This is a genomic window from Myxococcus sp. AM009 (assembly GCF_013372605.1).
In the GTDB taxonomy this organism is placed as follows: Bacteria; Myxococcota; Myxococcia; order Myxococcales; family Myxococcaceae; genus Myxococcus; species Myxococcus vastator.
This window is the reverse complement of sequence record NZ_JABXEP010000083.1, coordinates 16,477-35,401: the sequence shown is the minus strand read 5'-3', so window position 1 is coordinate 35,401 and position 18,925 is coordinate 16,477. Positions and strand designations below refer to the sequence as shown.

Here is an 18,925-nt window from a genome sequence, read left to right as displayed (position 1 = left end):
AGCCAGGGCTGGAGGGGTTGGGAAGCCTGAGGCGGGTGGTGTGCAGCGGCGAGGCGCTGAGCGCGGAGCAGGTGAAGAAGGCGTATGCGCGGCTGCCCGCCCCGGTGCGGGTACACAACCTCTACGGCCCGACGGAAGCGGCGGTGGACGTCACGTACTGGCCCTGCCCGCGTGGAGAGGACTTCCACCGGGTGCCCATTGGCCGCCCCGTAGCCAACACGGTGCTGTACGTGCTGGACACGCACGGGCAGCCGACGCCGGTGGGCATTCCCGGCGAGCTGTACATTGGCGGCGTGCAGGTGGGACGCGGCTACTGGCAGCGGCCCCAGTTGACGGCGGAGCGCTTCATCCCGGATGCCTTCAGCGGCACTCCGGGGGCGCGCCTGTACCGCACCGGAGACGTGGCGCGGTGGCTGCCGGACGGCACGCTGGAGTACCTGGGCCGGGCGGACTTCCAGGTGAAGCTGCGCGGCTTCCGCATCGAGCTGGGTGAAGTCGAGGCCGCGCTGCGCACGCATCCCGGCGTGCGCGACGCCGTCGCCATGGTGCGCGAGGAGACGCAAGGGGATGCACGCCTCGTGGCGTACGTCACGGGTGACTCGGCGCCGCTGGAGGCCGAGATACTGCGGGCGCACCTGCTGAAGCAGCTCCCCCAGCACATGGTGCCTACGACCTTCGTTCACCTGGGCGTCCTGCCGCTGACGCCCAGCGGAAAGGTGGACCGCAAGGCCCTCCCCGCCCCCGAGGCGCCCACGGTCCAGCGAGGCCTCTACGTGGCGCCGCGCACGCCGACGGAGGATGCCCTCGCCGAGCTCTTCGCCCAGGTGCTCAGCGTCAGCCGGGTCGGCATCCACGATGGGTTCTTCGAGCTGGGAGGCCACTCCCTGCTGGCCACCCAGGTCGTGGTGCGTGTGCGAACGCGCTTCGGCATCGAGCTCCCGCTGCGCGCCTTCTTCGAGTCCCCCACGGTCGCAGGACTCGCGGCGTACCTGGACGGCCAGAAGAACGCGCCCACGCAGCCCACCGCCGCGGTGCCGGCCCTGACCCACGCGGACCGGCGCGCACCGCTGCCCTTGTCCTTCTCCCAGCAGCGGCTGTGGGTCATCAGTCAGTTGAGCGAATCCGACAGCAGTGCCTACAACCACCCGCTGGCGCTCCAGCTCACGGGTGTGCTGAACCTGCCCTCGCTTCAGCAGAGCTTCGACACGCTGGTCGCGCGCCACGAAGTGCTGCGGACGACGTTCCGCATGGAAGGCGACTCACCCGTCCAGGTCATCCACCCGCCTGCCCAGGTCCCCCTCCAGGTCCTGGACTTGTCGGGTGCGGCCAGCGCCCACCTTCGTGAAGCGGAGACCCTGCGCCGCGTCCAGGAAGAGGTCCAGCGGCCCTTCGACCTGGCGAAGGGCCCGGTGGTCCGCGGCATCCTGATGAAGCAGTCGGCGACGGAGCACGTGCTGGTGGTCAACATGCACCACATCGTCACCGACGGCTGGTCCAACGGAGTGATGGTCCGGGAGATGGCGGCGCTCTACGCCGCCTTCAGGCAGGGACAGCCGTCTCCCCTGCCCGCGCTCCCATTCCAGTACGCGGACTTCGCGGCGTGGCAGCGGAGTTGGCTCCAGGGCCGGGTCCTGGAAGCGCAGCTCGACTACTGGCGCGGGATGCTCGCGGACGCGCCGCCGTACCTGGAGCTCCCCACCGACAAGCCGCGGCCGGAGCAGCCGTCCCTCCAGGGCGCCAACACGCCCATCCAACTGCCGGCGGCCCTGAGCGACGCCGTGGACGCGCTCGCGCTCAAGGAGCGGGCGACGCCCTTCATGGTGTTGCTCTCTGCCTTCCAGGTGTTGCTGAACCGGTACTCCGGACAGGAGGACGTGCTGGTGGGCTCGCCCATCGCCGGCCGTCGTCACGCGCAGACGGAGGGGCTCATCGGCTTCTTCGTCAACACGCTGGTGCTGCGCGCGCGCATCGGTGAGGAGACGACCTTCCGGGAGTTGCTGGCCCAGGTCCGTGACACCACGTTGGGCGCCTACGAGCACCAGGACCTCCCCGTCGAGCGGCTGGTGGAGGCGCTCCGGCCCGCTCGCGAGGAGGGCCGCACGCCGCTGTTCCAGGTGATGTTCGCCCTGCAGAACACGCCGGTCCCCGAGCTGACGCTCCCGGAGCTGTCCCTCCGGGGCTTCGAGTCGAAGCACACCGTCAGCCGCTTCGAGCTGGAGCTGGTCCTGTCCCGCGCGGCCGAGGGCTACCTGGGCGGGCTCGTCTACAGCACCGACCTGTTCGAAGCCGCCACGGCGGAGCGGCTGGTTGCGCACCTCCAGGTCCTGCTGGAAGAGGCCGTGACGTCGCCGGACACCCCCGTCTCCGCGCTGCCGCTCGAAAAGGAGGAGGCGTCGCAGCCGTTGGAGGTGCTGGACGGTCCACGCGAGGCGACCTTCCACGCCCGCGTCGAGGAACAGGCCGCTCGGACGCCCGAGGCTCCCGCCGTGACGCTGGAGGACCAGGTCCTGACATATGCCCAGCTCAACGCGAGGGCCAATCAGCTCGCCGCGCACCTGCGCACGCTGGGCGTGGGCCCCGAGGTCCGCGTGGGCCTGTGCCTGGAGCGCACGCCGGAGGCCATCGTCGCGGTGCTGGCGGTGCTCAAGGCCGGCGGTGCCTTCGTCCCCATCGACCCGGCGTCCCCGGCGCAGCGCAAGTCCTTCGTCCTGAAGGACAGTGACGCGTCCGTCCTGCTCACGCTCCGGCACCTGGCCGAGGCCTGGAAGCCACAGGTCCGGCATCTGGTGTGCCTGGACACCGAGGCGTCGAAGCTGGCGTCACTGCCCACGCGGAACGTCGTGGTGAACGTGCGCGAAGAGCACCTCGCGTACGTCATCTACACGTCTGGCTCCACGGGCACGCCCAAGGGCGTCATGGTGCAGCACCGCTCGTTGCTCGCCATGCACGACGGAACGGCGCAGGCGTTCCAGGCGGTGGGCGCCCCACGGCAGCGGGTCAGCCTCAACGCCCCGCTCCACTTCGACGGCGCGCTCGAACCGCTCGCCCATCTGGCGGACGGACACTGCCTGTGCCTGGTGCCGGAGGAGACGCGGAAGGACCCGGAGGCCATGCTGGCGTGGCTGGGGCAGCAGCGCGTGGACGTGCTGGACTGCACGCCCGCGCAGCTGACACTCCTGCTCCAGGCGGGGCTGCTGGCGCAGGCCCAGGTGCCCTCGCGCATCGTGTGCGCGGGCGAGGCCATGGCGCCCTCACTCTGGAAGCAGTTGGCGAGCACGGACCGCACGACGGCCTTCAATGCCTATGGCCCCACGGAGAGCACGGTCTGCGCCACCACGGCGTCGGTCCGCAACAGCTCCGCGCCCGTGCCTGTCATCGGGCGGCCCATCCAGGGCACGCGTGCGTACGTGCTGGATGCGCGGCTGCGGGTGGCTCCGGCGGGCATCGCGGGCGAGCTCTACCTGTCGGGAGACGGTCTGGCCCGCGGGTACCTGGGACAGCCGCGACTGACGGCGGAGCGCTTCATCCCGGATGCCTTCAGTGGAACGCCGGGTGCCCGCCTCTACCGCACGGGAGACAAGGCGCGGTGGCGGCCTGACGGCACGCTGGAGTACCTGGGCCGGCTCGACTTCCAGGTGAAGCTGCGCGGCTTCCGCATCGAGTTGGGCGAAATCGAAGCCGTGCTGCGGACCCACGACAAGGTCCAGGACGCCGTGGTGCTGGCGCGCGAGGACGTGCCCGGTGACAAGCGGCTCGTGGCCTACGTGGTCGTCGTCGTCGACCCCGAAGCCCCCGTGAGCGCGGAGCAGTTGCGTCAGCACGCCCAGGAGCGGCTGCCGGAGTACATGGTGCCGTCCGCCTTCGTGCTGATGGGCACCTTGCCCCTGACCGCCACCGGCAAGGTGGACCGCAAGGCCCTGCCCGTCCCGGACGTCTCGAACATGGCCGTCAAACGCGAGGTCGAGCCGCCCGCGACGCCCCTGGAGGCCCGGCTGGCGGAGCTCTGGAAGGAGGTGCTGCGCGTCCCCGCGGTGGGCCGCCGCGACAACTTCTTCGAGCTGGGCGGCCACTCCCTGCTGGCCACCCAGGTCGTGGCCCGCCTCCGCGCCGACTTCGACGTGGACCTCAACCTGCGCGCGTTCTTCGCGGCGCCCACCGTGGCCGCGCTCGCGGAGCGGCTGTCGTCCGCCTCATCCGGTCCCCAGCTCCCAGCCCTGACGCAGGCTCGCGGGGACGGGCCGGTGCCGCTCTCCTTCGCGCAGCAGCGGCTGTGGTTCCTGGAGCAACTCCAGCCGGGCAACGCGTCCTACAACATGCCGACGGCGCTGCGTCTGTCGGGGACCTTGGACGCGACCGCCTTGCAGCGGGCCGTGGACGAAATGGTCCGCCGGCATGAGCCGCTCCGCACCACCTTCCAGACCGAGGAGGGCGCACCCCGCCAGGTCATCCACCCGCCGCACGCCGTGGCGGTGGACGCGGTGGACCTCTCCGGCATCCAGGACCGGGCGCAGCGGGAGGCCGAGGCGATGAAGCGCGTCACCGCCGATGCCCGCCGTCCGTTCAACCTGACCGCGGGCCCGCTGCTGCGCGTCACGCTGCTGAAGCTGGCGCCGGCCGAGCACGTGCTGCTGCTGTGCATGCACCACATCATCTCGGATGGTTGGTCCATGGGCGTGCTGGTCCGCGAGGTGACGTCGCTCTACGGCGCCTTCCATGCCGGCCAGCCCGTCACGCTGCCCGAGCTCCCCGTGCAGTACGCCGACTACGCGGTGTGGCAGCGCGGCTGGCTCCAGGGTGACGCGCTGAAGCAGCAGGTCGGCTTCTGGAGAGCGCAGCTCGCCGGTGCGCCGCATGCGCTGGAGCTGCCCACCGACAAGCCGCGCCCGGCGTTCCTCGGCAACCGGGGCGCGTCCGTGCCGGTGCGGCTGTCCCTGGCGCTCAGCCAGGCCGTGGAGGCGCTGGCCCAGCGTGAAGGTGTCACCCCTTTCATGGTGCTGCTGGCGGCGTACCAGGTGCTGTTGAACCGGTACTCGGCACAGGACGACGTGCTGGTGGGCTCGCCCATCGCAGGACGGCACCACGCGCAGACGGAGGGGCTCATCGGCTTCTTCGTGAACACGCTGGTGCTGCGCGCGCGCTTCAGCCGGGAGCTGACCTTCCGCCAGTTGCTGGCGCAAGTGCGCGACACCACCCTGGGCGCCTACGAGCACCAGGACCTCCCCGTCGAGCGGTTGGTGGAGGAGCTCCAGGTCGAGCGCGATACGAGCCGCACCCCGCTCTTCCAGACGCTGTTCACCTTGCAGAACGCGCCCGTCCCCGAGCTCGTGTTGCCCGGCCTGACGGTGAGGCCGGCCGAGGGCGAGGACACGGGCGTGGCCCTGTTCGAGCTGAGCCTGGACCTGCTCCGCGGCGCGGACGGCTTCAGCGGGACGCTCAACTACAGCACCGACCTGTATGAAGCCGGCACGGCCCGGCGGCTGGCGTCGCACTACCCGCGGCTCCTGGAGGGCATCCTGGCCCGGCCGGATGAGCGCGTGGCCGCGCTGCCGTTGATGGTCCCGGAGGAGCGCCGGGCCCTGCTCGAAGCGTCAAACGGCGCTCGGGAGGTGCTGCCCGAGAACGCGCGCGTCCACGCGCTCTTCGAGGCACAGGTGGCGCGCACGCCCGACGCGCTGGCCGTGGTGGCGGGCGCCGAGTCGGTGACGTACCGGGAGCTGGATGCGCGGGCGAATGCGCTGGCCCTCCGCCTACGCGCGGCGGGCGTGGGGCTGGAGCACCGCGTCGCCGTGTGCGTGGAGCGCTCGGTGGAGCTGCTGGTCGCGCTGCTGGGGGTGCTCAAGGCCGGCGGGGCGTACGTGCCGCTAGACGCGGAGTACCCGGCGGAGCGCCTGCGCTTCATGCTGGAGGACAGCGGCGCCCAGGTCATCGTGGCCCGCGCGGCGTTCCGAGCGCGCCTGGGAGAAGCGGAGGGCCGCGTCTGGTTGGACGCGGAGGTGCAGCCTTCTACCGGTGTGATTCAAGCGCCTTTGGTCCCGGTGCCCCCCGAGGCCTCGGCGTACGTGCTCTACACGTCCGGCTCCACGGGTCGTCCCAAGGGCGTGGTCGTCCAGCACCAGTCACTGGTGAACTTCACCCGCGCGGCGTGGACGGCCTTCCCGGTGGCGCCGGGAGACCGGGTGCTCCAGTTCGCCTCCATCAGTTGGGACACGAGCGCGGAGGAAATCTACCCGTGCCTGACGCGCGGCGGGACGCTGGTGCTCCGGACGCCGGACATGCTCGACGAGCCCGGCGCGTTCCTGGCGAAGTGCGAAGCGGCGGGTGTGACGCAGCTCAACCTGCCCACGGCGTTCTGGCACGACGTGACGGCGAGCCTCGAGGCTGGCACCGCCCGCCTTCCCCAGGGACTGAAGTGGGTGGTGACTGGCGGCGAGCGCGTGGCCCCGGAGCGGGTCGCCCAGTGGCGTCGGAGCGTCGGCGCCGAGGTGCCGCTGCTGAACACGTACGGACTCACCGAAGTGACGGCGGTGGCCACGTCCGTGGACCTGTCGTCCACCGGCGCCCGGCAGGCCGAGGGAGCCGAGCGCGAGGTCCCCATTGGCCGGGCCCTGACGAACGTGCGGCTGTACGTGCTGGATCGCGAGCTGGAGCCCGTCCCCCCGGGCGTGCCCGGCGAGCTGTTCATCGGCGGCGGCGGCGTGGCCCGCGGCTACCTGGGGCGGCCGGACCTGACGGCGGAGCGCTTCGTGCCTTCGCCCTTCGTGGAAGGCGAGCGCCTGTACCGGACCGGCGACCTGGCCCGGTGGCGCCGGGACGGGAACCTGGAGTACCTGGGCCGCGGCGACACGCAGGTGAAGGTCCGCGGCGTCCGCATCGAGCCCGGAGAGGTTGAAGCCGCCCTCCGCGCGCACCCGGCGGTCCACGACGCCGTGGTCCAGGTCCGTGAAGACGCCGCTGGCGACAAGCGACTGGTGGCCTACGTCGTACCGTCGTCCGAACCGGAAGCGGCCTCGGTGGAGGCGTCCGCCCTCCGAGAGCACCTGCGCCGGGGCCTCCCGGAGTCCATGGTGCCAGCGGCCTTCGTGTCGCTGAGCGCCCTGCCCCTGACGCCTGGTGGCAAGGTGGACCGGAGGGCCCTCCCGGCGCCGGAGGGCTCGCAGTTGGCGCTCTCTCGTGGCACCGAGCCGCCCGCGACGCCCACGGAGGCCCGGCTGGCGGAGCTCTGGCGGGAGCTGCTGCGAACCCCCACCGTAGGACGGCGCGACAACTTCTTCGAGCTGGGGGGCCACTCCCTGCTGGCCACGCGCGTGGTGGCCCGCATCCGCGCCGACTTCGACGTGGAGTTGAGCCTGCGCGCCTTCTTCGAGTCGCCCACCGTGGCGGGACTCGCGGCGCGTCTGTCCTCCGCCGCCTCCGCCACGCGCCTGCCACCACTCACGCGCGCGCAGGGTGACGGTCCGGCGCCGCTGTCCTTCGCGCAGCAACGCCTGTGGTTCCTGGACCAGCTCCAACCGGGAGACGTGTCCTACAACATGCCGTCCGCGCTCCAGTTGTCCGGCGCCCTGGACGTCGAGGCCCTGCGGCGTGCCGTGAATGCCCTGGTGGAGCGGCACGAAGCGCTCCGCACCACGTTCCAGGCCGAGGCGGGCGAGCCCCGTCAAGTCGTCCTGCCACCGCGCGCGCTGCCGATGACCACGGTGGACCTCTCGGCGCTCCACGGACGGGCGAACCGGGAGTCGGCGGCGCTGAAGCACGCCACGCATGACGCACAACGGCCCTTCGACTTGTCCACGGGGCCGCTGCTCCGCGTCACCTTGCTGAAGCTCGCTCCCACCGAGCATGTGCTGCTGCTCTGCATGCACCACATCATCTCGGACGGCTGGTCCATGGGCGTGCTCATCCGCGAAGTGGCCGCGTTCTACGAGGCCTTCCGGCGCGGCCAGCGCGTCACCCTGCCCGAGCTTCCCGTGCAGTACGCCGACTACGCCGTCTGGCAGCGCGGGTGGATGCAGGGCGAGACGCTGACGCACCACCTGGACTGGTGGAAGGAGCTGCTGGCCGGTGCGCCGCACGCGCTGGAGTTGCCCACCGACAAGCCCCGGCCCGCGGTGCTGAATCACCACGGCGCCGGAGTGCCGGTGCAGCTCCCGCTCGCGCTCAGTCAGTCGCTGGAGGCCCTGGCCCGGCAGGAAGGCGTCACGCCGTTCATGCTGCTGCTCGCGGCCTTCCAGGCGCTCCTGGCCCGTCACTCCGGGCAGGACGACGTGCTGGTGGGCTCGCCCATCGCCGGACGCCGTCAGACGCAGACCGAACCCCTCATCGGCTTCTTCGTGAACACGCTGGTGCTGCGCGCTCGCATCTCCCCGGAGACGACGTTCCGCCAGTTGCTGGCGGAAGTGCGCGACACCACCCTGGGCGCCTACGAGCACCAGGAGGTGCCCTTCGAGCGGTTGGTGGAGGAGCTCCAGCCGTCGCGAGACTTGAGCCGCACGCCGCTGTTCCAGGCCCTCTTCGCCCTGCAGAACGCACCGGCCGGCGAGTTCTCCCTCCCAGAGCTCACCCTGCGAGAGCTGGAGCCGGCCCATGGCATGAGCCGGTTCGAGCTGGAGCTGGCGGCGTCCCGTCTCCCAGAGGGCTACCAGGGCGCGCTCATCTACAGCACGGAGCTGTTCGAGCCCGCCACGGCGGAGCAGTTGGTGGCGCACTTCGAAATGGTGCTCGAAGGCGCCGTGGCCGCGCCGGACGTCCCGGTCTCCACCCTGCCCCTCCACACGGAGGTGGAGCAGCAGCAGTTGCTGGTGGACTGGAACAGCACCGCGTCCGATGTCCCGCGTGGAGGATTCTTCCACACGCGCTTCGAGCAGCAGGTGGCTCGCACGCTCGATGCCCCCGCCGTGGCGCTGGGTGAGCAAGTGCTGTCGTTCACCCAACTCAACGCGAGGGCCAACCAGCTCGCCGCGCACCTGCGCACGCTGGGTGTGGGCCCGGAGGTCCGCGTGGGCCTGTGCCTGGAGCGCACGCCGGAGGCCATCGTCGCGATGCTGGCGGTGCTCAAGGCCGGTGGGGCCTTCGTCCCCATTGACCCGGCGGCCCCGGCGCAGCGCAAGTCCTTCGTCCTGAAGGACAGTGACGCGTCCGTCCTCCTCACCGTCCAGCACCTGGCCGAGCCGTGGCAGCCCCACGTCCAGCACCTGCTGTGTCTGGATGCCGAGGCCTCGACGCTGGCGTCACTGCCCACAGACGAGGTCGCCGTTGAGGTCCGCGGGGAGAATCTCGCGTACGTCATCTACACGTCCGGCTCCACGGGCATGCCCAAGGGCGTCATGGTGCAGCACCAGTCGCTGGCCGCGCTGCATTCGGCCTCGAGCCAGGCGTTCCACGCGGGGCTGGCCCCGGGGCAGCGCTTCAGCCTCAACGCGCCGCTCTACTTCGACGTCAGCATGGACCAGCTCGTGCATCTGGCGGACGGACACTGCCTGTGCCTGGTGCCGGAGGAGACGCGGAAGGACCCGGAGGCCATGCTGACGTGGCTGGGGCAGCAGCGCGTGGACGTGCTGGACTGCACGCCCGCGCAGCTGACGCTCCTGCTTCAGGCGGGGCTGCTGGAGCGGCCCCACGTCCCCGCGAGGATTCTGTGCGCGGGTGAGGCCATGGACCCGTCGCTCTGGAGCCAGTTGGCGAGCACGGAGCGCACGACGGCGTTCAACGCCTACGGCCCCACGGAGAGCACCGTGTACGCCACCTTCGCGAAGGTGCAGCGCAGTCCGAGTCCGGTCCCCGTCATCGGCAAGCCGCTGGCTGGAACGCGGGCGTATGTGCTGGATGCGTGGCAGCAGCTGGCGCTGCTGGGCACCGCGGGCGAGCTCTATCTGGCGGGAGACGGGCTGGCTCGGGGCTACCTGGGGCAGCCACAGCTCACGGCGGAGCGCTTCGTCCCCAACCCGTTCGCGAAGACGCCCGGCGAGCGGCTCTACCGCACGGGAGACAAGGTGCGGTGGCGGCATGACGGCACGCTGGAGTATCTGGGCCGGCTCGACTTCCAGGTGAAGCTGCGCGGCTTCCGCATCGAGCTGGGCGAAGTCGAAGCCGCCCTGCGTGCGCACGACGGGGTCCAGGACGCCGTGGTGCTCGCGCGCGAGGATGTGCCGGGCGACAAGCGGCTCGTCGCCTACGTCGTGGGCGACGGCCTCTCCGCCGATGCCCTGCGCCAGCACCTCCAGCAGCGCCTGCCCGAGTACATGGTGCCCGCGGCCTTCGTGGCGCTGGCGTCTTTGCCGCTCACGCCCAGCGGCAAGGTGGACCGCAAGGCCCTGCCGGCACCGGAGGCCTCGCAGCTCACGCTGACGCGCGACGCCGAGCCCCCGGCGACGCCGGTGGAAGTCCGGCTGGCGGAGGTCTGGAAGGAGCTGCTGCGCGTTCCCACCGTGGGACGGCGCGACAACTTCTTCGAGCTGGGAGGCCACTCCCTGTTGGCCACCCAGGTCGTGGCCCGCCTCCGCGCGGCCTTCGATGTGGAGCTGAGCCTCCGGACCTTCTTCGAGGCCCCCACCGTGGCCGCGCTCGCCGAGCGTCTGGCCTCCGCCACCTCTGGTCCCAGGCTCCCACCCTTGACGCGCGCTGGGAGGGACGGCCAGGTGCCGCTCTCCTTCGCGCAGCAGCGGCTGTGGTTCCTGGACCAGCTCAAGCCGGGGGATGAGTCGTACAACATGCCGTCCGCGTTGCGGTTGTCCGGCGCACTGGACGTCGAGGCCCTGCGGCGCGCCGTGAATGCCCTGGTGGAGCGGCACGAAGCGCTCCGCACCACGTTCCAGTCCGTGGACGGTGAGCCCCGGCAGGTCATCCACCCGCCGCACGCCACGGTGGTGGAGGTGGTGGACCTCTCGGACCTCCAGGGCCGGGCGCAGCGGGACGCGGAGGCGTTGAAGCGCGCCACCCAGGATGCGCGGCAGCCGTTCAAGCTCTCCGAGGGGCCGCTGCTGCGCGTCACCCTGCTGAAGCTGGAGCCGTCCGAGCACGTCTTGCTGCTGTGCCTGCACCACATCGTCTCGGACGGCTGGTCCATGGGCGTGCTGGTCCGTGAGGTGACTTCGCTCTACGAGGCCTTCCAGGCTGGGACACCCGCGGCCCTGCCCGAGCTCCCGGTGCAGTACGCCGACTATGCGGTGTGGCAGCGCGGCTGGCTCCAGGGCGAGACGCTGAAGGCGCAGCTCGGCTGGTGGAAGACGCAACTGGCGGGTGCGCCGCATGCTTTGGAGTTGCACACCGACAAGCCGCGGCCCGCGGTGCTGCGCCACCACGGCGCGGCGGTTCCGGTGCGGCTGACGCACGAGCTCTCCGTGATGTTGGAGGTGCTGGCTCAGCGTGAAGGTGTCACACCCTTCATGTTGTTGCTGGCGGCCTTCCAGGCCGTCCTCGCCCGTCATTCGGGACAGGATGACGTGCTGGTGGGCTCGCCCATCGCCGGCCGGCGCCACGCGGAGACCGAGCCCCTCATCGGATTCTTCGTCAACACACTGGTGCTGCGCGCCCGCGTCACTCCCGCGATGACCTTTCGTCAGTTGCTGGCGGAAGTGCGCGACACCACGCTGGGGGCCTACGAGCACCAGGACGTGCCCTTCGAGCGGCTGGTGGAGGAACTCCAGCCCTCGCGAGACCTGAGCCGCACGCCGCTGTTCCAGGTGATGTTCGCGCTCCAGAACACCCAGGTCCCGGAGCTGGCGTTGCCCAAGCTGGCGGTGCGTCCCGCGGACGTGGACGACTCCGGTGTGACGTTGTTCGAGCTGAGCCTGAACTTGTCACGCGGCCAGGACGGTTACGAAGGGGCGCTGGCCTACAGCACTGAGCTGTTCGAGCGCGCCACGGCGGAGCGGCTGGCCACCCACCTCCAGTTGCTGCTGGAGCGCGCCGTGCTCTCACCGGAGGTGGCCATCGCCACCCTACCCCTCCACACAGAGGTGGAGCAGCAGCAGTTGCTGGTGGACTGGAACAGCACCGCGTCCGACGTCCCGCGTGGCGGGTTCTTCCACACGCGCTTCGAGCAGCAGGTGGCTCGCACGCCCGATGCCCACGCCGTGACACTGGGGACGCAAGCGCTGACGTTTGGCCAGCTCAACGCGAGGGCCAACCAGCTCGCCGCGCACCTGCGCACGCTGGGCGTGGGCCCGGAGGTCCGCGTGGGCCTGTGCCTGGAGCGCACGCCGGACGCCATCGTCGCGGTGCTGGCGGTACTCAAGGCCGGTGGGGCTTTCGTCCCCATCGACCCGGCGGCTCCGGCGCAGCGCAAGTCCTTCGTCCTGAAGGACAGTGACGCGTCCGTCCTCCTCACCGTCCAGCACCTGGCCGAGCCGTGGCAGCCCCAGGTCCAGCACCTGCTGTGTCTGGACACCGAGTCCTCGACGCTGGCGTCACTGCCCACGGACGAGGTCGCCGTTGAGGTCCGCGGGGAGAATCTCGCGTACGTCATCTACACGTCCGGCTCCACGGGCATGCCCAAGGGCGTCATGGTGCAGCACCAGTCGCTGGCCGCGCTGCATTCGGCCTCGAGCCAGGCGTTCCACTCGGGGCTGGCCCCGGGGCAGCGCTTCAGCCTCAACGCACCGCTCTACTTCGACGTCAGCATGGACCAGCTCGTGCATATGGCGGACGGACACTGCCTGTGCCTGGTGCCGGAGGAGACGCGGAAGGACCCGGAGGCCATGCTGACGTGGCTGGGGCAGCAGCGCGTGGACGTGCTGGACTGCACGCCCGCGCAGCTGACGCTCCTGCTTCAGGCGGGGCTGCTGGAGCGGCCCCACATCCCCGCGAGGATTCTGTGCGCGGGTGAGGCCATGGACCCGTCGCTCTGGAGCCAGTTGGCGAGCACGGAGCGCACGACGGCGTTCAACGCCTACGGCCCCACGGAGAGCACCGTGTACGCCACCTTCGCGAAGGTGCGGCGCAGCCCGAGTCCGGTCCCCGTCATCGGCAAGCCGCTGGTGGGAACGCGGGCGTATGTGCTGGATGCGTGGCAGCAGCTGGCGCTGCTGGGCACCGCGGGCGAGCTCTATCTGGCGGGAGACGGGCTGGCTCGGGGCTACCTGGGGCAGCCACAGCTCACGGCGGAGCGCTTCGTCCCCAACCCGTTCGCGAAGACGCCCGGCGAGCGGCTCTACCGCACGGGAGACAAGGTGCGGTGGCGGCATGACGGCACGCTGGAGTATCTGGGCCGGCTCGACTTCCAGGTGAAGCTGCGCGGCTTCCGCATCGAGCTGGGCGAAGTCGAAGCCGCCCTGCGTGCGCACGACGGGGTCCAGGACGCCGTGGTGCTCGCGCGCGAGGATGTGCCGGGCGACAAGCGGCTCGTCGCCTACGTCGTGGGCGACGGCCTCTCCGCCGATGCCCTGCGCCAGCACCTCCAGCAGCGCCTGCCCGAGTACATGGTGCCCGCGGCCTTCGTGGCGCTGGCGTCTTTGCCGCTCACGCCCAGCGGCAAGGTGGACCGCAAGGCCCTGCCCTCTCCCACGTTCGCGGACACTCGGAGCCAGGAGGTCCATGTGGCGCCTCGGGATGCGCTGGAGTTGCGGCTCGTACGTGCCTGGGAGCAGGTGCTCGGCGTGGAGCCCATCAGCGTGCGCTCCAGCTTCTTCGAGCTGGGGGGACACTCGCTGCTGGCCGTGCGGCTCGTCTCGGCCCTGCGCGAGTCCCTGGACCGGCCGCTTCCGCTGGCCGCGCTGTTCCAGGCGCCCACGGTGGAGCAGCTCGCCGACTTGCTGCGTCGCGACGACACCGGCCAGGCGTCACCGCTGGTCCCGTTCGACGCGGGCCGAAGTGGAACGGAGGCTCCGTTCTTCTGCGTGCACCCTGTCGGCGGCAACGTCCTGGCCTACGCGGAGCTGGCCCGGCTGTTGGGGCCGGAGCGTCCGTTCTACGGACTCCAGGCCCAGGGGCTCGACGGAAGCAAGCCTCCGCTGGGCACGGTGGAGGAGATGGCCGCCGCCTACGTGGAGGCCATCCGCGCGGTCCAACCCGCCGGGCCCTACCTGCTGGGCGGCTGGTCCGTGGGCGGCGTCATCGCCTATGAGATGGCGCGCCAGCTTCGCGAGCGGGGAGACGCGGTGGCCCTGCTGGCGCTCATCGACGCCTACACGCCCGCGGCGCTCACCGCCGCCGAGCCCGAGCCCGCCGCCGCGCAAGTCATCGCCGCCTTCGCGAGCGACGTGCTGGGCCTCGAACTCACCGACCTGGCCCCGCCGGACGCGCCCCAGTCGCCCGAGGCCCCGCTGGAGGCGCTCTGGGAAGCCGGCCAGCGCGCGGGCACTTTGCCGCCGGGGATGGAGCCCGCGCACCTGCGGGCCCTGCTTCAGGTGTTCGAGACCAACCTCCGGGCCGCCCGCCGCTACCAGCCGCCCGCGCTGAACCCGGGCCGGGTGTTGCGGCTCCAGGCGACGCAGGGCGCGGAGGGCCTGCCCGAGGACGGTGGGTGGAGGGCGCTGGTGGGCGCCGGACTGGAGCAGCACGCCGTGTCCGGAGACCACTACAGCATGCTGCGCGCCCCGGGGGTCCGCGAGCTGGCGGACCGGCTCCGGAGCGCGCTGAAGCTCACCACCGGGTGAGGAGGAACTCGACGCCCAGGCCCAGCTCCTTGAAGTACTTGGGCGTCCCTCTGATGAGCTGCCGCTCTCCCTCCGTCTTCTTGAGGAGGTAGACCGGCACCGTGAGGCGCACGCCCACCATCTCCGCCAGGTCCACGCCCAGGCGGGCCTCCGGAATCGTCAGCGCCCATTCGTTGGGCTGGGTGAGGTATCCGGCGGACACGCCCAGTCCGGCGCGCCACCGGACGTACGGGCCCAGATCGAGGAACGGAATCGCGCCGGAGAAGCCATCCATGTCGGAGACGCAGTCGATGTAGAGGCCCAGCGAGGCCCAACGGATGCGCGTGTCGTTGGGCACGAGCTGGTCCATGTCCCGCACGCCCAGCCCGGACAACACGGCGCCGAAGCGCCACTCGTTGCGGCTGTAGGCGTAGTCCTCGCGCCCTTGCTCGTAGGCCCCGAACGGCAGCTCCACGCCCACGCCCACGCCTCGCTGGCGCATGGCGCTGAGCGTCCAGACGTGGTGCGGCTTCGAGTAGGTCAGCCACTCATCCAGGAACGCGGAGCCCGCGGGACGGAGTGGAATCTTGAGGTTGCCCTTCTGCTGCGTGACGAGGCTGTGGAAGGCGGTGCCCACGCGCTGGCGGACCGGGATGAGGTCCTCGCGGGTCCCCGTGGCTTCAATGCCCTCCATGACGCCTTCGCTGTACTGGTAGCCCACGTCGCCCAGCACGGTGAGCAGGTCGTCGACCTGTCCCTTCTGGAGCTGTCCCGCCTTCGCCTGCTGCGTCAGGGTGTCGGTGGCCTGGCGCAGCCGCTCCAGCTGCGGCGTCGCCTTGCAATCGCCGCCCACGACGCAACGGAAGCCGGGCGAGTCAATGCCCAGGACGTTCAGCACGCGCACTTCGCGATCCCTCAAGCGCTCCTTGTCGGCGCGAGGCACCAGCAGGTCGACGGCGCGCGTCGAGGTGAGCTGGGTCGACAGGAAGCGGATGGCGTCTTGCATGCCCCGGTAGAAGTCGTGCTCGCGGAAGCGCCGGTCGAAGAAGCCCATCATCGCGAACTGGAACTCCGACGGGAGCACGGACGTGCGGCGCGGAATCTGGATGCGGCCCGACAGATTGATGTCGTGCTCCAGCGTGTTGAGCACGGCGCTGTCGCGCGCGGCGTTCAGCACGTTGCCCATGTACTGGAAGTAGGCCTCGTCCAAGGGGCTGCGGGAGCGCTTCGGCCGCGCGGGCGCTGGCGCCCAGTCCCAGCCGACGGCGTCCTGGTCCAGGTAGACGACGGGGAACCGCTCGCGATTGAGCGTCGTCTCCCGCGACTCGCCGCGCTCCACCCACCGCGAGCCGAGCCGCACCGCCAGGTCCACGGGGTTGTTGTTGAGCACGCCGCCGTCAATGAGCTTGAGGGACTCCAGGGGCCCCCATTGCGTCTCGTTGAAGAAGGAGACCTCGACGGGGACCGGCGGGAACGCCAGCGGAAAGGCCCCGGAGGCCTGCGGGGTGAGCAGCAGGTTCTCCAGGGACACCTCGTGGCCGCCGTCGCCAGTCGGCTGGGCGCCCAGCGCCGGGTAGTACGCGAGCTCCTTGGGCTTCACCCCGATGTGGGGGAACGACGCGCTCACCGCGCCCTCCATGAAGGGCAGCCGGGCGGTGAGCTTCCCTTCGCCCTGCGTCATCACCTGCACGACGAGCTTCTCCGTCACGCGCTTCAGCTTGAACTGGGAGTCGGGTCCGCCCTGCCCGAAGGGCACCTCGCGCCCGCGCAGGTTCGTCACGGTGATGCCGTAGGCGAAGGTGCAGTCCTCCTTGAAGCGGGTCGTCTGGGCCTTCTTCAGGATGAGCTGCAGGGTGTCCTGCATGTGCGGCTCGCTGAAAAGGTGCGTGCCCTGCGCGGGCTCATTCCGCTCTTCGGGGAGCAGCCGCCCCAGGTCGAGCTGGTCGATCCACACGGTCCAGAAGAGGCTCTGCTCTGGCGCCCACGTGGACTGGGCGAACGCCGTGTCACACGAGGCCAGGCCGCCGAGCAGCGCGTTCACCGCCCCCGCCGAGGCGCCCGTCCACACCCGCGGCGCCGGGTTGCCCAGGTCCGCCTGCGCGCCTTCTCGCTGCGCGACGCTCCAGAACCGGACCAGCGTGGAGATGAACCCCGCCTGATACGCGCCCAGGCTGATGCCGCCGCTGACGACCAGGGCCGGCGCGCTGCGCTCCGTCTCCTCGGCCAGCGCGCGGGCCTTGGCGTAGTCCTCGATGTGCGGTGGCAGGTACGGCGTCCCCTCGGGGACGAGCCCGGTGTCCTTCGCGAAGGCGCCACTGTTCGGCGTGACGGGCGGCACCTCGGGGCTCACCGCCGGGACGGGCTCGGTGACAGCGCTGGCCGGCGCTTCGGCTTCGGCCGGCGCCGCTGGCACATCGGGCGGCGCTTCGGCTCCGGCCGGTGCCGCTGGCACATCGGGCGGCGCGGCAGGTGGGGCCTCCGCCGCCCCCATTCCGGCGGACGAGGGGGCGCCCTCGGCCTCGGAGGGGGCCAGGGGGACGGCTTGCGCCTGCGCGGTGCTCGTCGCTGCGAGCAGGACCACGGTACAGGCACGAAGAAGAGTCTTGGGCATTCGCAGGGCTCGGATGAAGGTCGACGTTGAGGCTATCCCTCAATCCTGACCCTGATCCCGGAAGCCCGGCAACCACGGAAGACGCCGGGGAAGCGGTCGTCCCCGGCAGCCTTTGTTCGAAGGCCTACGACTTCTGCAGCTCGTGCGAGCTGTCGGCGGCGGCCTGCTCCGGCGCCGCGACGAACAGGGCGTCGCCCGTGCTGGACACCTGGGGGCGCAGCGGCACGGCCACTGAGTCGTGGACCAGCGCGGGCACCGCCACGGGCTCCACGACGGCGGTGGCCTGGGCGCGCTGCGCGGCCTGCCGGCGGCGCCACACGAAGTAGCCGATGGCGGCCACGGCCAGCACGCCCATGACGGCGAACTGCCCTTCCTTGAACTTGGAGATCATCGTGTCCAGCTCGCCACCGAAGTGGAAGCCGAGCCAGATGAACACGGGCGCGGACAACAGCGCCGCCAGGCCATCCCAGAAGATGAAGCGCCAGTAGGACATGCCCACGGAGCCCGCGGTGAAGTACGTCACGGCGCGCACGCCCGGCATGAAGCGGGCGATGCAGACAATCTTCTGGCCGTGCTTGACGAAGAGACCTTCCACCTTCGCGCGTTTCTCGGGAGTGACGATGCGGGCGAAGAAGCCGCCGCTGCCCTCACGTCCCAGCTTCCCGCCCAGCCGGCGGCCCGCGAGGTAGATGAGGCTGTCCCCGACGAGGATGCCCGCGAAGCCGACCACCATCATCACCGACAGGTTGGCGGCCCCCTTGTGGGCCAGGAAGCCCCCGAGGATGAGGGAGATGTCCTCCGGGAGAGGAACACCCAGACCGCAGGCCACCAGGATGCCGAACACGGTGGCATAGGCAAAGAAGCCCTGCGAGTCGCCGAGGAGGTTGGTGAGAATTTCTTGCACGCGTCGTCCTGTCCGTTCACGTCCGAAGGGCCCGCCCCGGCATTCACCTGAGGCCGCCCCTCTAGCGCCCAGACATCAACCGGGCGCGGGTCGTCAAAACTCCGGGTCCAACAAGGGGAATCGCCTCCCCCCTTCTTATTCTCCGACCGCAGCCTCCCGCTGCCCCACTGTCCCAACGTCGCGCAGCCCCTTCGGGCAGCCTGCCCACCTGGGTGCCAATCGTCCAGGAGGCCCATGCCGCCCTGGCCCGCCCCGCGCGACGAGGTGGGAACTCCAGCCACCAGGCCCTACCCCGACCCGCACAGCCAGGGCCGCCGAGCAGCTTAACCACCGCCCGCCCGAATGGCGCCTCCATCGGCTCAGGCCGCGGGGGCTTTTCGAATCAGCGTGCGCAGCATGTCCCGGTTGTCGCGGGCCTTCTGGCCGAAGTGCGCGACGATGCCCATCAGCAGCTTCACGCAGGCTTGCGGCTTGCTAGCCAGGAGTTTCTGGAAATCCGCGGCGCGAATCTCCAGGGCCGACACGTCGGTGACGGCGGTGGCGGTGCACAGCCGCTCACCCTTCTGCACCAGGGCCAGCTCACCCAGGGGCTCGCCGGAGCCGACCTCACCCAGGGACACGTCCTCGCCCGCGGCGCTCCTGGCGCTCAGGCGCACGGTACCCTCACCGACGATGAGGAGAGACTCCCCCGTCTTGCCTTCGGCGAAGAGCGCGGTTCCTTTGGGGAACGCCCGCGCGACGGCGACCCCGGCGAAGATCTGGATGCCGGTGTCCGTGAAACCCTTGAACAGCGGACACGCCTTGAGCGTTGTGGCAGGCACGAGAGCCATGCATGTGCTCCTA

4 protein-coding genes are annotated in these 18,925 nt (G+C 70.9%); 1 reads left to right on the top strand and 3 read right to left on the bottom strand.

All coding sequences use genetic code 11. The features are described 5' to 3' along the window. Positions 1-17: 17 nt before the first annotated feature. Positions 18-14,588: a non-ribosomal peptide synthase/polyketide synthase gene (locus HV824_RS20990; RefSeq protein WP_255208205.1), complete on the top strand. Its 14,571-nt coding sequence runs from the start codon at positions 18-20 to the stop codon at positions 14,586-14,588. Here HV824_RS20990 and HV824_RS20985 read toward each other — a convergent pair. The 3 genes from HV824_RS20985 to HV824_RS20975 all read right to left on the bottom strand — a co-directional run bounded on the left by HV824_RS20985 (position 14,575) and on the right by HV824_RS20975 (position 18,912). Then, the gene (locus HV824_RS20985) at positions 14,575-17,178 is read right to left on the bottom strand and encodes a patatin-like phospholipase family protein (protein ID WP_176424049.1); all 2,604 of its coding nucleotides are present in this window, start codon (positions 17,176-17,178) and stop codon (positions 14,575-14,577) included. The genes HV824_RS20990 and HV824_RS20985 overlap by 14 nt on opposite strands. Before the next feature lie 124 nt (positions 17,179-17,302). After that, positions 17,303-18,082 (bottom strand): DedA family protein, encoded by a 780-nt coding sequence (locus tag HV824_RS20980; protein WP_176424048.1) that lies wholly within the window; start codon positions 18,080-18,082, stop codon positions 17,303-17,305. A 359-nt stretch (positions 18,083-18,441) separates the two neighbouring features. After that, positions 18,442-18,912, bottom strand: a complete 471-nt coding sequence (locus HV824_RS20975; protein ID WP_176421119.1) for a Crp/Fnr family transcriptional regulator — start codon at positions 18,910-18,912, stop codon at positions 18,442-18,444. Between the last annotated feature and the right edge of the window lie 13 nt (positions 18,913-18,925).